A 16531-nucleotide genomic window follows, 5' to 3' on the forward strand; every position below is an offset into this window, starting at 1 on the left:
CAGGTTGGAGCATGCAATGTTGATTTCGGATTCCATGTCCACGCTGTGGTTGATCTATGGCGCATTGTCGCTGGTCGTACTGTTGGCTGGCTACCTTGGACTGGCTTTTTTACCGCGCCTGCCACGCCTGGTGCTGACCTGGGCAGTGGCCGGCGTGATGTGGATGCCGTCGATGTTCGAACTGCCGTTGATCGAGGAAGGCCAGGTCTACAGCGGTCAGGCGCCGGCCATCATGGTGGCAGCGGTCGCCTTCATGGACGGCAACAATGGCGTGCTGGTGCCGGCGGCCACGCGCGTCATCGTCGGCGCGGCGATCGGTGCGCTGTTTGGACTGGCACTGTGGTGGAGTGGCCGTCGTCGCCGTCTGCGCAAGGCCGAGGCCGCTGCAGCGGCGCGTGACCAGGACGCAGAGGCTCATGGGACGTCGCGTGAAGAAGGGCGGGAGCGTCAGGAGCCGGTGCTCGGCTAGAAACTGCTCGGCTAGAAACTGCTGGCGAGGTCGCTCTGGCCACCGTGAACGGTGAACCATCGATAAACACGTCGAAGGGGGATGTAAAAGACGTCCACCGCCCACGGCCTGGAGATTCCGGGCAAGTTCCAAGGAGGACACATGGCCAAGCGGGGCCAGCAACGCTGCGGGAAAGGGGTAATGATGGCGACAATCGTGGCGTTGTGCCTGTCGCCGCTGACGGCGCTTGCCCAGTCGGTGACTGGGCAAGCGGGCTCGGATGAGCCACCGGACGTTCGCGTCGTGGTGGACGTGTCCGGCAGCATGAAGACCAATGACCCCAATCGCCTGGCAGGCAGTGCGCTGGACATGCTGGTGGCGCTGTTGCCGAGTGGTGTCAGCGCCGGCATCTGGACCTTCGGCGAGTCGATCGACAATCCGTTGCCTCTGGGGCAGGTCGACGCCCAGTGGCGCGAGCGGGCCTTGGCGCTGCCGCCGGCGCTGGAACAGTATCAGCAGCATACCGATATCGAGGCGGCGCTGCGCACCGCGGCAGCAGCCGAGGGTGACGGCTGGCGCCACCTGGTGTTGCTGACCGACGGGGTGATCGACCTGTCGCCGGGCAGGGGTGCCAAGCCCGACGTGGACCTTGCCTCTCGCCAACGCCTGGTCGAGGCGATGGTGCCGGACCTGGCCAACCAGGGGGTGGCCATCCACGCCATCGCCTTTTCGCCAGGCGCCGACGTTGCCTTGGTCGAGCGACTGGCGCAGCGCACCGGGGGACTGGCGGCGGTGGTCGAGACACCGGACGCCCTGTTGGGCGCCTTTCTCGATATCGTCGAGCGCATCTTCCCGGTGGATCAGGTGCCGCTTGAGGACCGCCGTTTCACCGTCGATGCCGGCGTCGACGATTTTTCCGCGTTGATCTTCCATGACCCCGGCCAGGGAGAGGTGACCCTGGTGGCGCCGGACGGCACCCGTTACACCCGCGACACCGCACCCGCAGAGGTGCGCTGGCAGCGGGAACCACGCTTCGACCTGATCCGCGTACCCGACCCCGCCCAGGGGGAGTGGCGGATCGAGGGTCCTCTGGCGGCGGACTCGCGGATTACCGTCAACAGCGATCGCCACCTGGTGACGGAGGCGCTGCCCGCGACGCTGTATTCCGGCTTCGAGGTGCCGTTGGCGGTGCGTGTCGAAAGTGACGGCGAGGTGACGGTGCCCGAGGGGCTCAAGGTGACGGCGGAGCTGTCCGGCGAGGCGGTGGACGGCCTGCAGATCCTGGCGCTTGGCAACGATGATGGCGTGTTTCGCGGGCGGCTGCCGTCGCCGTCGGGCACCGGCGCGGCTGAGCTGGTGATCACCGCCGAGGGCGAGGACTTCCATCGCCGACGGGTGCAGGCGGTCAATGTGCTGCCGGCCGTCGGCGCGGCACTGGACGAATCCGGGCGTCGGGTGACGCTGGTGGCCGAACATCCGCGCCTTGGCCACGACAACACCCGCTTCGAGGCCGATCTGCTGGGCCAGTCGCTGGAGGTGGCCCCGGCAGACGCCAGGCGCTGGAGCCTGGAAATTCCGCCCCAGGAGGATGAGGTCAGCCGTCCGCTGCGGATCTCGGCGGTGGCGACGATCGACGGCAACGAGACCCGCTGGAACCTGCCGCCGCTGTGGATCAATCGCGATGGCGAGGTGGCCCTGGATCGGGCGCTGGCAGGCCCCACCCTGTCCGGTGAACGCTTCGCCGAAGCCAGTGAGCGACAGGCCGAGGAGGAGGCTGGCGAGGCGCTGGCCGACCAGTTTGTGGCGTTGGTGAATGAAGGCCCCGAGCGGCTGGTGCAGTGGTGGCGCGAGGGAAGGCCTGGTCTTGAGCCCGCCCTCGAGCGTGCTCGACATGATCCGCGCAGCTGGCTGGTAGCCGCTATCCTGGCGGTGGTGGTGATCGCCTGGCTGTTGTGGCGTCGCCGGCGCACTCGCCTGGCTGCGGCCGGGTCAACAAGAGAGGAACCCCATGTGTGAGCTTCTGGGCATGAGTGCCAATGTGCCCACGGATATCTGTTTCAGCTTTACCGGCTTTCTGCATCGTGGCGGCGGCACCGGCCCCCACCGTGACGGCTGGGGCATCGCTTTTTACGAAGAGGGGGGCTATCGCGAATTTCGCGACCCTCATCCTTCGGTGCACTCGCGAATCGCCCGGCTGATCTGCGAATACCCGATCAAGTCGAATATCGTCATCAGCCATATCCGCCAGGCCAATGTGGGTGGAGTGAAACTGGCCAATACCCATCCGTTCGTGCGCGAGATGTGGGGGCAGCCCTGGTGCTATGCCCACAACGGCCAGTTGTCCGGCTGGGAGACGCTGGAACTCGCCAGCTATCGACCGGTGGGGTCCACCGACAGCGAGCACGCCTTCTGCCACCTGCTGGGTGAGCTCCGGCGGCGCTATCCAGACCCGCCGGAGGATCGTCGCGGTCTGTGGTCTTCGCTGCACGAGCTGTGCGAGAAGCTCAGAGGTCTGGGGGTCTTCAACCTGCTGCTGGCCGACGGCGAGTACCTGTACACCTATTGTTCCACCAAGCTCGCCCATATCACCCGCCGCGCGCCCTTTGGCGAGGCCAACCTGTCGGACGCCGAGATGGTGGTCAACTTTGTCGAGCACACCACCCCCGACGATGTGGTCTCGGTGCTGGCCACCGAACCGCTCACCGACAACGAAGAGTGGGTGCGCATGCAGCCGGGTGAGCTGCTGGTGTGGCGGGAAGGCGAGATCGTGGCCCGTTATCTAAGCGATGAATAGCGGGTTTTAAACGAAAGTTTGAATCAAGCGTATTACAGTCGCTGCGGGACTGGGCTATGGTAGCCAGTGTCGACACCACAATTTGATAATAAGAGGGGACCTGGTCCCCCGAATGGAGAACGCCCATGAGTGAGAACGCCGCTGCATCGATCGTTCGGGGGGAGGCCCTGGAAGGGCTCGATGACTATCATTCGGTGATGGATATCTTCCACCGCTCCGTCAAGCGCTACGACGAAAAGGTGGCCTTCTCGTGCATGGGCAAGTCCCTGACCTACGCCGAGCTTGACCGGCTGTCCGGTGATTTCGCCGCCTGGCTGCAGCACGAGACCAACCTTGAGCCCGGTGATCGGGTGGCGATCCAGTTGCCGAACCTGCTGCAGTTCCCGGTAGCGGTGTTCGGCGCCATTCGCGCCGGCATGGTGGTGGTCAACACCAATCCGCTGTACACCGAGCGCGAGATGACCCACCAGTTCAAGGATTCCGGCGCCAAGGCGATCCTGATCCTGGCCAACATGGCAGACAAGCTCGAGCGGGTGCTGGACAAGACCGACATCGAGCATGTGGTGATCACCGAGATCGGTGATCTGCACGACTTCCCCAAACGACCGCTGATCAACTTTGTGGTCAAGTACGTCAAGAAGATGGTGCCGCGCTACTCGATCCCCAAGGCGGTCAGGTTGCGTCAGGTGCTCAAGCAAGGCGCCTCCCTCGAGCACCGTGAGGTAGAACGCGAGCTCGACGATATCGCCGCGCTGCAGTACACCGGGGGGACCACCGGGCTTGCCAAGGGCACCATGCTGACCCACCGCAATCTGGTGGCCAACATGCTGCAGGCCAAGCAGATCATCGGGGGTGGCTTGAGCGAGGGTAGCGAGGTGGTCGTCGCGCCGCTGCCGGTCTATCACATCTATACCTTTACGGTGAACTGCCTGTTCATGCTGGAAGGCGGCAACCATTCGCTGCTGATCACCAATCCGCGGGACCTCGATACCTTTATCAAGGAGCTCTCGAAGACGCGTTTCACCGGCTTCGTCGGACTCAATACGCTGTTCAATGCGCTATGCAATCGTGACGACTTCAAGGCGCTGGACTTCTCCCACCTGCACCTGACCATCTCCGGCGGCATGGCGCTGACCAAGGCCGCGGCCAAGCGTTGGGAAGAGGTGACGGGCTGCCCCATCGCCGAGGGTTACGGCCTGACCGAGACCTCGCCGATCGTCAGCTTCAACCCGGTGGAGGCGATACAGCTGGGCACCATCGGCCGCCCCGTCGCCGGCACCGAGCTCAAGCTGTGCAACCCTGACGGTGGCGACCCCGAGCCGGGCGAGCCGGGCGAGCTGTGCGTGCGCGGCCCCCAGGTGATGAAGGGATACTGGAACCGCGATGACGAGACGGCCAAGGTCATCGATGCCGATGGCTTCTTCCACACCGGTGACATCGCGGTCATCCAGGACGATGGCTACGTGCGTATCGTCGATCGCAAGAAGGACATGATTCTGGTGTCCGGCTTCAACGTCTATCCCAACGAGATCGAGGACGTGGTCGCGGCCCACCCCAAGGTGGTCGAGTCCTGCGCCGTCGGGGTGCCCGACGATACCAGCGGCGAAGTCATCAAGCTGTTCGTGGTGGCCAAGGACAGCTCCTTGACCAGTGACGAGCTGCGCGCCTGGTGCAAGCAGGAGTTGGCCGGCTACAAGGTGCCCAAGCTGGTGGAGTTTCGTGACGAACTGCCCAAGACCAACGTCGGCAAGGTGCTCCGGCGCCAGTTGCGTGACGAAGGCAGCACCGAAACCGGGACCGGCACCGACGGCTGACGCCCGCCGACAAGGTCCGGGGAAGGGCAGGGGCCGGCGATTGGCCCTTGCCTTGGCTGCGGCGTTACAATAGCGCCCTTTGCGTTGCGGGAGCCTTCCCGCCCCGCGTCCGTGCGACGCGGCGCCCATGATCCACCCGGAGCCTTCGACCCCAACGTGAGTAGTTCTACGCCCACCGCCCAGCAAAACGCCGACGACGCCTCTCGCCTGAAGTCTCTGACCGAAGGACTGGAACAGGTGATGCTTCGCGATCGCCCGACGCTGGCCAAGCGTCTGGCCGGTCTCGAGCGTCGTCGACGCGACGGCAAGCCCATCGACCGGGGACTCAAGGAGGTCGAGCACCACTGGCAGCGCTCTCGTCAGACCCTGGCCTCGCGCCAGGCGCGCCCGGTCACGCTCGACTATCCCGAGCAGCTCCCGGTGGCGGCGCGGCGAGCCGATATCCTCAAGGCACTGGAGTCCCATCAGGTGGTGGTGGTGGCCGGCGAAACCGGCTCCGGCAAGACCACCCAGCTGCCCAAGCTGTGTCTGGAGCTGGGGCTTGGCCGTCGCGGGCTGATCGGCCACACCCAGCCGCGGCGCCTGGCGGCGCGCTCGGTGGCGACCCGTCTGGCAGAAGAACTGCAGGTGCCGCTGGGCGAGCAGGTGGGTTATCAGGTCCGCTTCACCGACCAGACCAACGACGACACCCTGGTCAAGCTGATGACCGACGGCATCCTGCTGGCGGAGACCCGCCAGGATCCGGACCTGCGCCGCTATGACACCCTGATCATCGACGAGGCCCACGAACGCAGCCTCAATATCGATTTCCTGCTCGGTTACCTCAAGCGCCTGCTCGACCGCCGCCCCGACCTCAAGGTCATCATCACCTCCGCCACCATCGATGTGGAGCGCTTCAGTCAGCACTTTGCCAGCCGAGACCAGGACGGCGTCGTGCGTCCTGCTCCGGTGGTGGAGGTCTCGGGTCGTACCTACCCGGTGGAGGTGCGTTATCGTCCGCTGATCCGCGACGAAGATGACGAGGAAGACCGCACCCTCAGCGAGGGTATCCTTCACGCGGTGGAGGAAATCGAGACCATCGAGCGCGAAAAGCGCTGGTTCCATGGTCCCCGCGATATCCTGGTGTTTCTGCCCGGTGAGCGTGAGATCCGCGAGACCGCCGACGTGCTCCGGCGCGCCGATCTCAAGAGCACCGAGATACTGCCGCTCTACGCCAGGCTTTCTAACGCCGAGCAGAACCGCGTGTTTGCTCCCCACAGTGGGCGGCGCATCGTGCTCGCCACCAACGTGGCCGAGACCTCGCTGACGGTGCCGGGTATCCGCTACGTGATCGACCCGGGGCTGGTGCGCATCAGTCGCTACAGCTATCGCGCCAAGATTCAGCGCCTGCCGGTGGAGGCGGTGAGCCAGGCCAGCGCCAATCAGCGCAAGGGCCGCTGCGGCCGGGTGGCGGAAGGCGTGTGTATCCGTCTGTACGACGAAGACGACTTCCTGGCGCGCCCTGAGTTTACCGATCCGGAGATCCGGCGCACCAACCTGGCCTCGGTGATCCTGTCGATGCTGTCGCTGAAACTGGGCGACATCCAGGACTTCCCCTTCGTCGATCCACCTGACTCGCGCTTCGTCACCGATGGCTTCAAGTTGCTCTATGAGCTGGGTGCGGTCGACGACAACAGCCGCCTGACGACATTGGGGCGACGGCTGGCGCGGCTACCCATCGATCCGCGCCTGGCCCGCATGGTGCTGGCCGGGGTCGAGCAGCAGAGCCTGCGCGAGGTGCTGATCGTGGTCTCGGCGCTGGCGGTGCAGGACCCGCGTGATCGACCCTCCGACAAGCGCGAAGCCGCCGATCAGGCCCACCGCCGCTGGCAGGATCCGGATTCCGACTTCGTGGCGCTGCTCAATCTGTGGCACGGCTTCGAAGCCGCCCGAGAGGAACTCTCGGGCAACCGGCTGCGTCGCTGGTGTCGCGATAATTTCCTGAATTACCTGCGCCTGCGCGAGTGGCACGATACCTTCCGCCAGTTGCGTCAGCTGCTCAAGGACATGGATATCCAGGTGCCGTCGGCCAGGCCCGCCATCGCCGCCGAAGGTGAAGATGACGACGGTCAGGCCAAGGAGCGCCAGCGTCAGCAGACGGTAGCCATGCACAAGGCGCTGTTGACCGGCCTGCTGAGTCATCTGGGCACCCTGACCGAGAACCGCGAGTACCTGGGGGCGCGCAATCGCAAGTTCATGATTCATCCGGCATCGGGGCTTTCGAAGAAGTCTCCGAAGTGGGTGATGGCGATGGAGCTGGTCGAGACCTCGAAGCTGTTCGCGCGCAGCGTGGCCAAGGTCGAGCCTCAGTGGATCGAGCCTCTGGCGGGCCATTTGGTCAAGCGCAGCTACAGCGAGCCCCATTGGGAGATGAAGCGGGCCCAGGTGGTGGCCTTCGAGCAGGTCACCCTGTTCGGGCTGCCGATCGTGGCCCGGCGCAAGGTCCACTATGGTCCCATCGCCCCGGTCGAAAGCCGTGAGCTGTTCATCCGCCGGGCGCTGGTGGAAGGCGAGTTTCGCACCAAGGGCGAGTTCTTTGCCCACAACCGGGCGCTGATCGACGAGGTCGAGGACCTCGAGGATCGCGCACGGCGGCGCGACATTCTGGTGGACGAGGAGCAGCTGTTCGACTTCTACGACGCTCGCCTGCCTGAGGATATCGTCAACGGCGAGGGCTTCGAAGCCTGGCGACGCAAGGCCGAGCGCAGTGACCCTGAGCTTCTCAAGTTCGACCGTCAGGCGCTGCTGGCACGGGAGGCGGATGACGTCACCGGTGACGCCTATCCTGACGAGCTGTCGATCGACGGTGTGCGCTATCCGCTGGCCTATCACTTCGCGCCGGGGGCCGAGGATGACGGTGTGACCATGACGGTGCCGGCGGCGATGCTGTCTCAGCTGTCGTCGTCTCGTCTCGAGTGGCTGGTGCCGGGATTGCTCCGGGACAAGTGCATCGCCCTGTTGAAGTCGCTGCCCAAGTCGATACGCCGACAGGTGGTGCCGATCCCCGACTGGGTCGACGCAGCGCTGGAGGCACTGGTGCCCGGGGACGGTAGCCTGACCGAGGCGCTCGGTGAATTTCTGCGGGTCAAGACCGGGTTGCGCCTGTCGCCGGACGACTGGCGCCTCGATCAGCTCGAGCCCCATCTGGTGATGAACCTCAAGGTGGTCGACCACAGCGGCAAGGTGCTGGGCCAGGGCCGTGACCTGCGGGCGCTGGAGCGGCGTTTCGAGGCTGCCGCCAGTCAGGGTGCCCGGGCGCTGGCCAAGAGCGTGGAGAGCCAGTCCGAGCTGTCGGGCTTCCCCGAGCAGGCATTGCCGGAGTCGCGGGTGACCTCCCAGGCCGGGATTCGCGTCGAGGCATTCCCGGCGCTGGTGCCTTCGTCGAGCGGGCTCACTCTCGAGCTGTTTGATCATCCGGCCAAGGCCCATGAAGCGCATCGCCGCGGGGTGGTCAAGGCGGCGATGGAACGCCTGCCAGATCAAGTGAAGGCCATCGAGCGTACCCAGGGACTGTCGACCTGTGCTCTATTGTTCGCCAAGGTAGGCAGCAAGCGTGCACTGACCGAAGATGTGGTGACGGCCGTCTTCCGGCAGGTCGTGGCGGTGGACCCGCTGCCGCGAAGTGCCGAGGCCCTGGAACAACGCATTCAGGCGGTTCGCCAGGATATCGTTCCCCATGCCGACAAGCTGGTGGCGGTGCTCAAGCCGGCACTGGAGGGACATCTGGCGGTGACAAAGGCGTTGAAGGGTAACCTGAGCCTGTCGCTGGCGCTGGTATACAGTGACCTCAAGGCACAGATGCAGCGGCTGGTGTACCCGGGGTTCGTGACCGACGCCGGTGCCTGGCTCGAGGCTTATCCGCGCTACATGGAGGCCGCCCAGGTGCGCCTGGAGAAGGCCCCGCGCGAGCGCATGCGCGACCAGATGCTGATGCAGACGGTGCAGGACTTCGAGACGCGCCTCGAGACGCGTCGACAGGCCGAGCACCGAGGCGGCGTCGAAGATCCATCGCTGGTGGAGTTTCGCTGGTGGATCGAGGAGTTGCGGGTATCGCTGTTTGCGCAGCAGCTGGGTACCGCCATGCCGGTATCGGAGAAGCGCCTGGAGAAACGCTGGGCGGAATTGACCGGGCGGGGGTAAGGCCCCCGCGCCAAAGATGACGAAAGTGAGTGGCCGCCCCGGGCGGTCGCGATCGACCGGCGGCACCGAGGTGCCGCATGAAGGAGAAGGGCATGACCCCAGCGAAGGTGCTTATTACCGGCAGCGGCCTGTATACCCCGGCCAACGCCATCGACAACGACGCCCTGGTGGCGTCGTACAACGCCTGGGTGGATGCCGAGAATGCCCGCCACCGCGAGGCGATCGAGGCCGGGGAACGTGACGCCCTGGCGCATTCCAGCAGTGAATTCATCGTCAAGGCCTCGGGTATCCACAGCCGCTACGTGCTGGACGCCGAGGGTATCCTTGATCCTGAGCGCATGCGCCCGAAGCTCGACGAGCGCGACAACGACAGCCCCGGCATCCAGTGCGAGATGGCGCTGGCCGCCTCGCACGAGGCGCTGGCCGCAGCCGGGGTCGAGGCCGCCGACATCGACCTGGTGATCGTGGCCTGCTCGAACCTGGAGCGCCCCTATCCGGCGGTGGCGGTGGAGTTGCAGCGTGCGCTGGGCACCGGGGGCTACGCCTTCGACATGAACGTGGCCTGTTCCTCGGCCACCTTCGCCATCGACAACGCCGCCAATGCCATCCGCTCTGGCGGCGTGCGCCGCGCCCTGGTGGTCAACCCCGAGGTGTGTTCGGCACACCTGAACTTCCGCGACCGTGACAGCCACTTCATCTTTGGCGACGCCTGTACCGCCCTGGTGCTGGAAAGCGACCAGGTGGCGACAGCCGAGACACGGTTCGAGGTGCTCGGGACCCGACTGGTGACGCAGTTTTCCAACGCCATTCGCAATAATGCGGGCTTTCTCAACCGCGTCACCGACGCCGACCCCCAGGCAGCCGACAAGCTGTTCGTGCAGGAAGGCCGCAGGGTCTTCAAGGAAGTCTGCCCGATGGTGGCACAGTTGATCCGTGACCACCTGGAGAGCCTGGATATCGCGCCTGGTACGCTGTCGCGGTTATGGCTGCATCAGGCCAATCGACACATGAACGATCTTATCGCACGACGGGTGCTGGGCCAGGAGCCTGCTCCGGATCAAGCGCCGATTATTCTTGACCGTTACGCTAATACAAGTTCTGCCGGTTCGATCATCGCGTTCCATCTGCATCATCAAGACCTGGAACCGGGCGCTACCGGGGTGGTGTGTTCCTTCGGCGCGGGCTACAGTGCGGGCTGCGTGGTGATTCGCAGGGACTGAGGCCGACCCTCCGGGGAACCGACCGCTGACTCGTCGGCGGAACCAGACGACTGCCGTACGCAGAGGCGTCGTCGCTGACGCTACCCGGAGTCCAACCCCGGACAACAGCGCCGATAGATTGACGATCGTGACAAGGACAGGCAAGGGAGGCAGTCGAACGATGAACGCGAACTACAGCGGTGCCCTGGGCAAGGGCATGCAGAGGGGTGTCCTGGTCATGGCCGTCGCCCTGGCGGCAAGTGGCTGCGCCAGCAGCGGCGTATCCAGCGAGCCCAATCCAGCGGACCCCTGGGAGGGCTTCAATCGCAGGGTCTTCGCCTTCAACGATGTGCTGGATCGCTATGCACTCAAGCCTGCCGCCCAGGGTTATCGCTACGTGACCCCGGACCCGCTCGAGCGCGGCGTCAGCAACTTCTTCGACAACCTCGGCGAAGTGCGCACGGTGTTCAACAGCCTGTTGCAAGGCAAGGGTGCCAATGCGGGCAACTCGAGCATGCGCTTTTTGATGAACACCACCTTCGGTCTGGGTGGTCTTCTGGATCCGGCGACCCATGCCGGCTTTATCGCCGACGAGGAAGACTTTGGCCAGACCCTGGCTGCCTGGGGTGTGGGCGAGGGGCCCTTCGTGGTGCTGCCGTTCCTCGGCCCCAGCACAGTGCGTGACACCAGCGCCTTGCCGGTCGACTGGTACACCTACCCGCTGACCTACGTCGAGGACGACACCGTGCGCTACTCGCTGCGTGGTCTCGAGCTGCTCGACGCGCGTGCCAGCCTTCTCGATCAGGAGGATCTGATTCGCGGTGATCGCTACAGCTTCATTCGTGACGCCTGGCTACAGCGTCGTCGTTTCGAGGTCACCGATGGTGAGCTTGGTGACGACAGCTTTATCGACGATGGCTTTGACTACGACGAAGATGCCTTCGCCGAGTAAGGTGGCATCTGCATGCAAGCAGCCAAACCTCTGATCGGGGTAATCGACCACCCGGGCGAGCACCGCGACGCCCTGGTGGACGCGATTGCTCGCGACGGACTTGCGGTCTTTGCCGCCGCCAGCGCCGATGAGCTTCCCGGCTCCACGGCGCTGGTGGTAGCACACTCGCTGGCGGTACCGAGTCGCGAGTGGATGGTGCTGGCCGAGCGCTGGCCCACCCTGGTGGTCAGCGAGGACCGGCGAGACGACGATCTGCTCAAGGCCGTTGACGCGGGCCTTGTCGACTACGTGATCGACCCCTTGCGCCATGCCCATCTGCTCAGGCGGATGATCCGGCGTGTGGTGGACGTCAATCGTCTGGCCCGGGAGCGTGAAGAGGATCGAGCGCGACTGGAAGAGCTCAACGAGAGCCTGGAGACCCACCTGGCGATGCTCCGGCTCGACCAGCAGGCCGGCGGTCAGATCCAGCGTCGCATGCTGCCGCCGAGGCCGCAGCAACTGGGGGCGATCGGCTGTGACTACTGGCTTGCGCCCTCGTTGTATCTGTCAGGCGACTTTCTCGATATCCAGGCGTACAATGAGCGCTATACATTATTCTATTTCGCTGATGTGTCGGGCCACGGAGCCTCGTCCGCCTTCGTGACGGTGCTGCTCAAGTATCTGTTCAATCGCTGGCAAGGCGAGTGGGACGGTGAGGCACCCGAGGCATTGCCGCCGCGCTGGCTGTCCCAGTTGAACCGGGAACTGCTGGACACGGGGATCGGCAAGCACGCCACCCTGTTCGTCGGCGTGATCGACCAGCAGAAGCGCTATCTGCACTATTCTCTCGGCGCGCAGCTGCCGATGCCGCTATTGAAGTCCGACGAGGGCGTCACCACGCTGGCGGGAGAGGGCATGCCGGTAGGCTTGTTTCCGGAGGTCAGTTATCCGGCATTGGGATGTGACTTGCCCGATGACTTTTCGCTCTGGCTCTGCTCCGATGGGGTGCTGGAGTGCTTGCCGGGGGACAGTCTCGAGGCGCGCCTTGACGATCTCAGGCAGCGGGTCGAAGACAGTGATTCCCTGGATACGATGCGTCGGGGGCTGGCCCTGGGGGCGCTCTCCAGCGATGAAGAAGCGCTGGAGGATCCCACCTCGGGGCGCGAAGAGCTGCCCGACGACTTGACGATCATGTTGGTGAGCGGGTTTGGCGATGAAAGTGCATGAAGGTCGACTGAAGGCGGCATTCGAGGCCGGTGTGTTCGTCCTGAAGCTATGTGGCGACGTGCGCCTGACCCTGTGTGCCACCCTGGATCTCCAGGCCCAGCAACTGGCCGACACGCCGGGACTCAAGGCGGTGATGATCGACCTGCGCGAGGCCAGCAACGTCGATTCCACGGCGCTTGGCTTCCTGGCCAAGGTGGCCATGGCGCTGCGCGGCAAGCTCGAGCAGGCGCCGACCATCGTGGCCGACAATCCCGACGTCAAGCGGATGCTCGAGGTGATGGGCTTTGGCGCTTTCTTTACCTTGCTGGAGCGTCCCATCGCCGAGGTCGACGACTTCGAGGAGCTCCCCGAAGTGCCCGCCGATGAAGAGGGGCTGCGGGAGCGCATCCTCGAAGCGCATCGTATCCTGATGCGCATGAACGAGCATAACCACGAACAGTTCCAGCCGCTGGTCGAGATGCTCGAGGCCCAGAACGACGCTTCGCACAAGGCCTGATCCTGCCCTTGCCGGGCCTGACGTCGACGCGCCGAAGGCGTGTTCAGCAGAAGGCGCCGAAGGCGTAGAAAATGGCGAACTCCGAAAGCGGAAAGCGGTGTCAGATCGCCGCAAGCTGGCAACCGCATAATGCAAGAGGGCGATCCATGGATCGCCCTCTTGATCATCTGCAGCCAGGCCCAGCAAGGCTTGCCGGTGGTGCGCTCGTTATCATCCCTGGCGCAGTTCGGTCAGCAGGGTTTCCAGCTTGCGCTGATCGGCCATGAACTTGCGGATGCCTTCGGCCAGTTTTTCGGTGGCCATGGCGTCTTCGTTCATGGCCCAGCGGAAGTCGTCTTCGGTCTGGGGCTCCGGTGCGCTGGTCTCGGCGTCGCTGCGCACGAGGCGGCGTTCGAGAGCGCCTTGCTGACCGTGCAATTCCTCGAGCAGTGCCGGCGAGATGGTCAGACGGTCGCAGCCGGCCAGCGCCTTGACCTCGTCGGTGTTGCGGAAGCTCGCGCCCATCACGATGGTCGAGTAGCCGTGGCCCTTGTAGTGGTCGTAGATGCGCTTGACCGATTGCACGCCGGGATCGTTGTCGCCGCTGAAGTCGGCCTCCGGCTGCTGGGCCTTGTGCCAGTCGAGGATGCGGCCGACGAAGGGCGAGATCAGCGTGACCCCGGCATCGGCGCAGGCCTGGGCCTGGGCGAAGCTGAACAGCAGCGTCAGATTGGTGCGGATGCCTTCTCGCTCCAGCGTCTTGGCGGCACGAATGCCTTCCCAGGTGGACGCCACCTTGATCAGGATGCGCTCGGCGCCGACGCCTTTGCGGGCATAGCGCTCGATCAGTGAATGGGCGCGGGCCAGGGTACCTTCGGTATCGAACGATAGCCGTGCGCTGACCTCGGTCGACACATAGCCAGGCACCAGCTCGCTGATCTCGCTGCCGATGTCCACCGCCACGGCATCGAGGGCGTCATCGATGTCGTTGGCCTCCTTGGCAATGGCGGCCAGGCGGGCGCGACGATCGGCGTGGCTGGCGGCCTGCAGGATCAGCGACGGGTTGGTGGTGGCGTCGGTGGGCTGGAAGCGACGAATGGCGTCCAGGTCGCCGGTGTCGGCGACCACCGTGGTCATCGCCTTCAGTTGGGTCAGCAGATCGTCTGCCATGTGGCAATCTCCGTAGTTGGGCGGTGGTGAGCTGGACCTACTGTACCAAGGCGTCGATGTGGACAACAGCCGCAGCGGCGTCACGATCAACCCGATGACAATTTTTCAAACCTTGTTCTTCATGGAGCGCCTGTGTCCCTGAATGCCCGGCGTGTCGCCCTGCTGGTGGCCGCCAATACCGCCCTTGCCCCCTTTGCCATCGACGCCTATCTGCCGGCCATGCCGGCGCTGGCCGAGTCGGTGGGGGCCAGTGTTCATCACACCGAGCTTTCACTCAGCGTGTTCATGGTCGGCTTTGCCGTGGGCCAGCTCACTTGCGGGCCGCTTTCCGACCGCATCGGACGCAAGCCGGTGCTGCTGGCCGGACAGATCCTGTTCTTGATCGCCAGCCTGGTGATCGTCAGCGTCGATTCGTTGACGGAGCTTCTGGTCTGGCGCTTTGTCCAGGCGCTGGGCGGCGGCGCCTGCGTGGTCAATTCCGCAGCCATCGTGCGCGACTGTTTCAGTGGCCGCGAGGCGGCCAAGGTCATGTCGACCATGGCGATGATCCTGATGCTGGCGCCGCTGGTGGCGCCGATGGTCGGCAGCCTGCTGCTGTACCTGGCCGACTGGTGGCTGATCTTCGTCTTCCTGGCGGTCTATGCCGCCTTCCTGATGTGGCTGCTCGGGGCCTTTCTGCCGGAGACCCGGCCAGCAGGGGCACCGGTGGCCTCGCCCCGTCAGGTGCTGCGCAACTACGCAAGTGTGCTGACCGACCGTCAGGCCATGGGCTACATCCTGGCGGTGGCGGCGTCCTTCGCCGGCATCTTTGCCTTCGTCACCTCGTCGCCGTTTCTCTACATGCAGCACTACGGGCTGTCGCCGGCGGCCTATCCCTTTGTCTTTGGTGCCAATGTGGTGGTGATGGCGCTGTCCAACCGGGTCAATATTCGCCTGCTGCGTCGGCGTACACCCCAGCAGAACCTGCGCCTTGGTCTCGCCATTCAGCTGGTCGCCGCCGGCGGCCTGCTGGTGGTAGTGGCCACGGGGACGGACTCGCTGTTCACGGTGGTGCCTCTGGTGATGGCGTTTCTGGGCGTGGTGGGTCTGATCTCGCCCAACGCCATTTCGTCGCTGCTGGAGCGTTTCAGTCATATGAGCGCTACCGCCACGGCGCTGCTCGGCAGTATCCAGTTCAGCAGTGCAGCACTGTCCGGTGCCCTGGTCACCGCCTTTGAAATCGACTCTGCCTGGCCCATGGTGATCGCCATGGTCACGGTGGCGTTGATCGGCAACGTCGGCCTGCGCGTGCTCGCCGGACGTCCGCCTCGGGTCGAGGAGGCGGCGTCATGATGGCGTCGTTGCTGGCCGCAGTGCAGGACTGCGCAAGGGAGTGGTGGGTGCTCAGCGAGCTGACCCTCGGCTCGTGGCTGTGGGTGGGGGCAGTACTGGCGTTGGGGACCTTCGTCCAGCGTACCACCGGCTTCGGCATGGCGGTGGTGGGGGCGCCACTGATCCTGTTGAAGGCGCCGTCCCTGGTGCCGGTGGTGCTGGTGGTCTACGGCTTTCTGGTGTCCTGTCTGGTGGTACGCCGCTATCGCCGGGAAGTCGCCATGACCGATATCTCCATGGCGTTGGTGGGCAAGGTGCCGGGAACCCTGCTTGGGGTCTGGCTGTTGCTGGTGGCACCCATGGCGACGCTGGAGGTGATGATCGCCAGCATCGTGCTGTTTGCGGTGGTGGTGACGCTGTTCAAGCTGCGTCTGCCGGTCAACCGCTCGTCACTGTTTGGTGCTGGTTTTCTGTCGGGAGTGTTCGGTGCCGTGGCGGCGATCGGCGGACCGCCCATCGTGCTGCTGATGCACGGCATGCCGATGGACCGCCTGCGGGGCAACCTGGCGGCGTTCTTTCTTATCTCGTCGTTGATGACCCTGGCGAGCCTGGCCGCCGTGGGCAGGGTGCCGCTGTGGCTGTTGGGCGTGAGCCTCAGTTTCATGCCCATGGTGGTGGCGGGCCACGCCCTGGGGGCGGTGCTGGCGCCGAAGTTGCCTCGGCGACTGTTGCAGGCGGCGTCCTTGACCCTGTGCGCCGCGGCGGCATTGGGGCTATTGATCAGCTGACCCCGTTGTTTCATGTCGTCGCTATCGCAGCGACACCAGATGGGCCGTCCGGCGCAAAGCCGGGCGGCCTTTTTTTGCGGCACCTTCTTTTGTGTCCGCTCAGGTTGCCGTCGGCTGTAAAAGCGTGGCATTGACCGGGGTCGCGGTGACAGAGCCGTGACGCCGTCATGACATGGCCGGGCAGGAGGAGGGGCA

At 64.9% G+C, this 16531-nt stretch carries 12 protein-coding genes; 11 read left to right on the forward strand and 1 reads right to left on the reverse strand.

All coding sequences use genetic code 11. The features are described from left to right. The first annotated feature begins 16 nt into the window (after positions 1-16). The 9 genes from RBB39_RS12410 (at position 17) to RBB39_RS12450 (ending at position 13088) form a co-directional block, all read left to right on the forward strand. The gene (locus tag RBB39_RS12410; RefSeq protein ID WP_045993220.1) at positions 17-469 is read left to right on the forward strand and encodes a hypothetical protein; all 453 of its coding nucleotides are present in this window, start codon (positions 17-19) and stop codon (positions 467-469) included. Positions 470-610: 141 nt separating this feature from the next. Further along, positions 611-2464, forward strand: coding sequence for a vWA domain-containing protein (locus RBB39_RS12415; protein ID WP_083970445.1), 1854 nt, complete (start codon positions 611-613; stop codon positions 2462-2464). After that, positions 2457-3242 (forward strand): class II glutamine amidotransferase, encoded by a 786-nt coding sequence (locus RBB39_RS12420; protein WP_045993222.1) that lies wholly within the window; start codon positions 2457-2459, stop codon positions 3240-3242. Before RBB39_RS12415 ends, RBB39_RS12420 begins: the two co-directional genes overlap by 8 nt. Before the next feature lie 125 nt (positions 3243-3367). Continuing rightward, entirely contained in the window at positions 3368-5056 is a 1689-nt protein-coding gene (locus RBB39_RS12425) for an AMP-binding protein (RefSeq protein WP_045993223.1), read from the forward strand. A 156-nt stretch (positions 5057-5212) separates the two neighbouring features. Next, positions 5213-9235 carry an ATP-dependent RNA helicase HrpA gene (gene hrpA / locus RBB39_RS12430; RefSeq protein WP_045993270.1) on the forward strand — a complete coding sequence of 1341 codons (4023 nt, stop codon included), beginning with the start codon at positions 5213-5215 and terminating at the stop codon, positions 9233-9235. 92 nt (positions 9236-9327) lie between these two features. Further along, the gene (locus RBB39_RS12435) at positions 9328-10455 is read left to right on the forward strand and encodes a beta-ketoacyl-ACP synthase III (RefSeq protein ID WP_045993224.1); all 1128 of its coding nucleotides are present in this window, start codon (positions 9328-9330) and stop codon (positions 10453-10455) included. Positions 10456-10615: 160 nt separating this feature from the next. Then, on the forward strand, positions 10616-11386 hold the full coding sequence (locus tag RBB39_RS12440; RefSeq protein WP_045993225.1) for a VacJ family lipoprotein: 771 nt from the start codon (positions 10616-10618) through the stop codon (positions 11384-11386). Between the two features lie 12 nt (positions 11387-11398). Beyond that, positions 11399-12592: a PP2C family protein-serine/threonine phosphatase gene (locus RBB39_RS12445; RefSeq protein WP_045993226.1), complete on the forward strand. Its 1194-nt coding sequence runs from the start codon at positions 11399-11401 to the stop codon at positions 12590-12592. After that, a complete protein-coding gene (locus tag RBB39_RS12450) occupies positions 12579-13088 on the forward strand; it encodes an STAS domain-containing protein (RefSeq protein WP_045993227.1) in 510 nt (169 codons plus the stop codon). Before RBB39_RS12445 ends, RBB39_RS12450 begins: the two co-directional genes overlap by 14 nt. 210 nt (positions 13089-13298) lie before the next feature. Here RBB39_RS12450 and tal read toward each other — a convergent pair whose 3' ends face one another. After that, positions 13299-14237, reverse strand: coding sequence for a transaldolase (tal, locus tag RBB39_RS12455; RefSeq protein ID WP_045993228.1), 939 nt, complete (start codon positions 14235-14237; stop codon positions 13299-13301). 132 nt (positions 14238-14369) lie between these two features. Between tal and RBB39_RS12460 the strand changes: the two genes are divergently transcribed. Both RBB39_RS12460 and RBB39_RS12465 read left to right on the forward strand, forming a co-directional pair. Continuing rightward, positions 14370-15569: a Bcr/CflA family multidrug efflux MFS transporter gene (locus RBB39_RS12460; RefSeq protein WP_045993229.1), complete on the forward strand. Its 1200-nt coding sequence runs from the start codon at positions 14370-14372 to the stop codon at positions 15567-15569. Beyond that, entirely contained in the window at positions 15566-16336 is a 771-nt protein-coding gene (locus tag RBB39_RS12465; RefSeq protein WP_308812435.1) for a sulfite exporter TauE/SafE family protein, read from the forward strand. The genes RBB39_RS12460 and RBB39_RS12465 overlap by 4 nt, the downstream gene beginning before the upstream one ends. Positions 16337-16531: the final 195 nt, after the last annotated feature.

The sequence above is a fragment of the Halomonas sp. MMSF_3323 genome, from assembly GCF_030733595.1.
In the GTDB taxonomy this organism is placed as follows: Bacteria; Pseudomonadota; Gammaproteobacteria; order Pseudomonadales; family Halomonadaceae; genus Halomonas; species Halomonas litopenaei.

Bases quoted from the DNA above. Each gene is read 5' to 3' on its own strand.
- RBB39_RS12410 (WP_045993220.1), top strand. From the start codon at position 17: ATGTTGATTTCGGATTCCATGTCCACGCTGTGGTTGATCTATGGCGCA.
- RBB39_RS12415 (WP_083970445.1), top strand. From the start codon at position 611: ATGGCCAAGCGGGGCCAGCAACGCTGCGGGAAAGGGGTAATGATGGCG.
- RBB39_RS12420 (WP_045993222.1), top strand. From the start codon at position 2,457: ATGTGTGAGCTTCTGGGCATGAGTGCCAATGTGCCCACGGATATCTGT.
- RBB39_RS12425 (WP_045993223.1), top strand. From the start codon at position 3,368: ATGAGTGAGAACGCCGCTGCATCGATCGTTCGGGGGGAGGCCCTGGAA.
- RBB39_RS12435 (WP_045993224.1), top strand. From the start codon at position 9,328: ATGACCCCAGCGAAGGTGCTTATTACCGGCAGCGGCCTGTATACCCCG.
- RBB39_RS12440 (WP_045993225.1), top strand. From the start codon at position 10,616: ATGAACGCGAACTACAGCGGTGCCCTGGGCAAGGGCATGCAGAGGGGT.
- RBB39_RS12445 (WP_045993226.1), top strand. From the start codon at position 11,399: ATGCAAGCAGCCAAACCTCTGATCGGGGTAATCGACCACCCGGGCGAG.
- RBB39_RS12450 (WP_045993227.1), top strand. From the start codon at position 12,579: ATGAAAGTGCATGAAGGTCGACTGAAGGCGGCATTCGAGGCCGGTGTG.
- tal (WP_045993228.1), bottom strand. From the start codon at position 14,237: ATGGCAGACGATCTGCTGACCCAACTGAAGGCGATGACCACGGTGGTC.
- RBB39_RS12465 (WP_308812435.1), top strand. From the start codon at position 15,566: ATGATGGCGTCGTTGCTGGCCGCAGTGCAGGACTGCGCAAGGGAGTGG.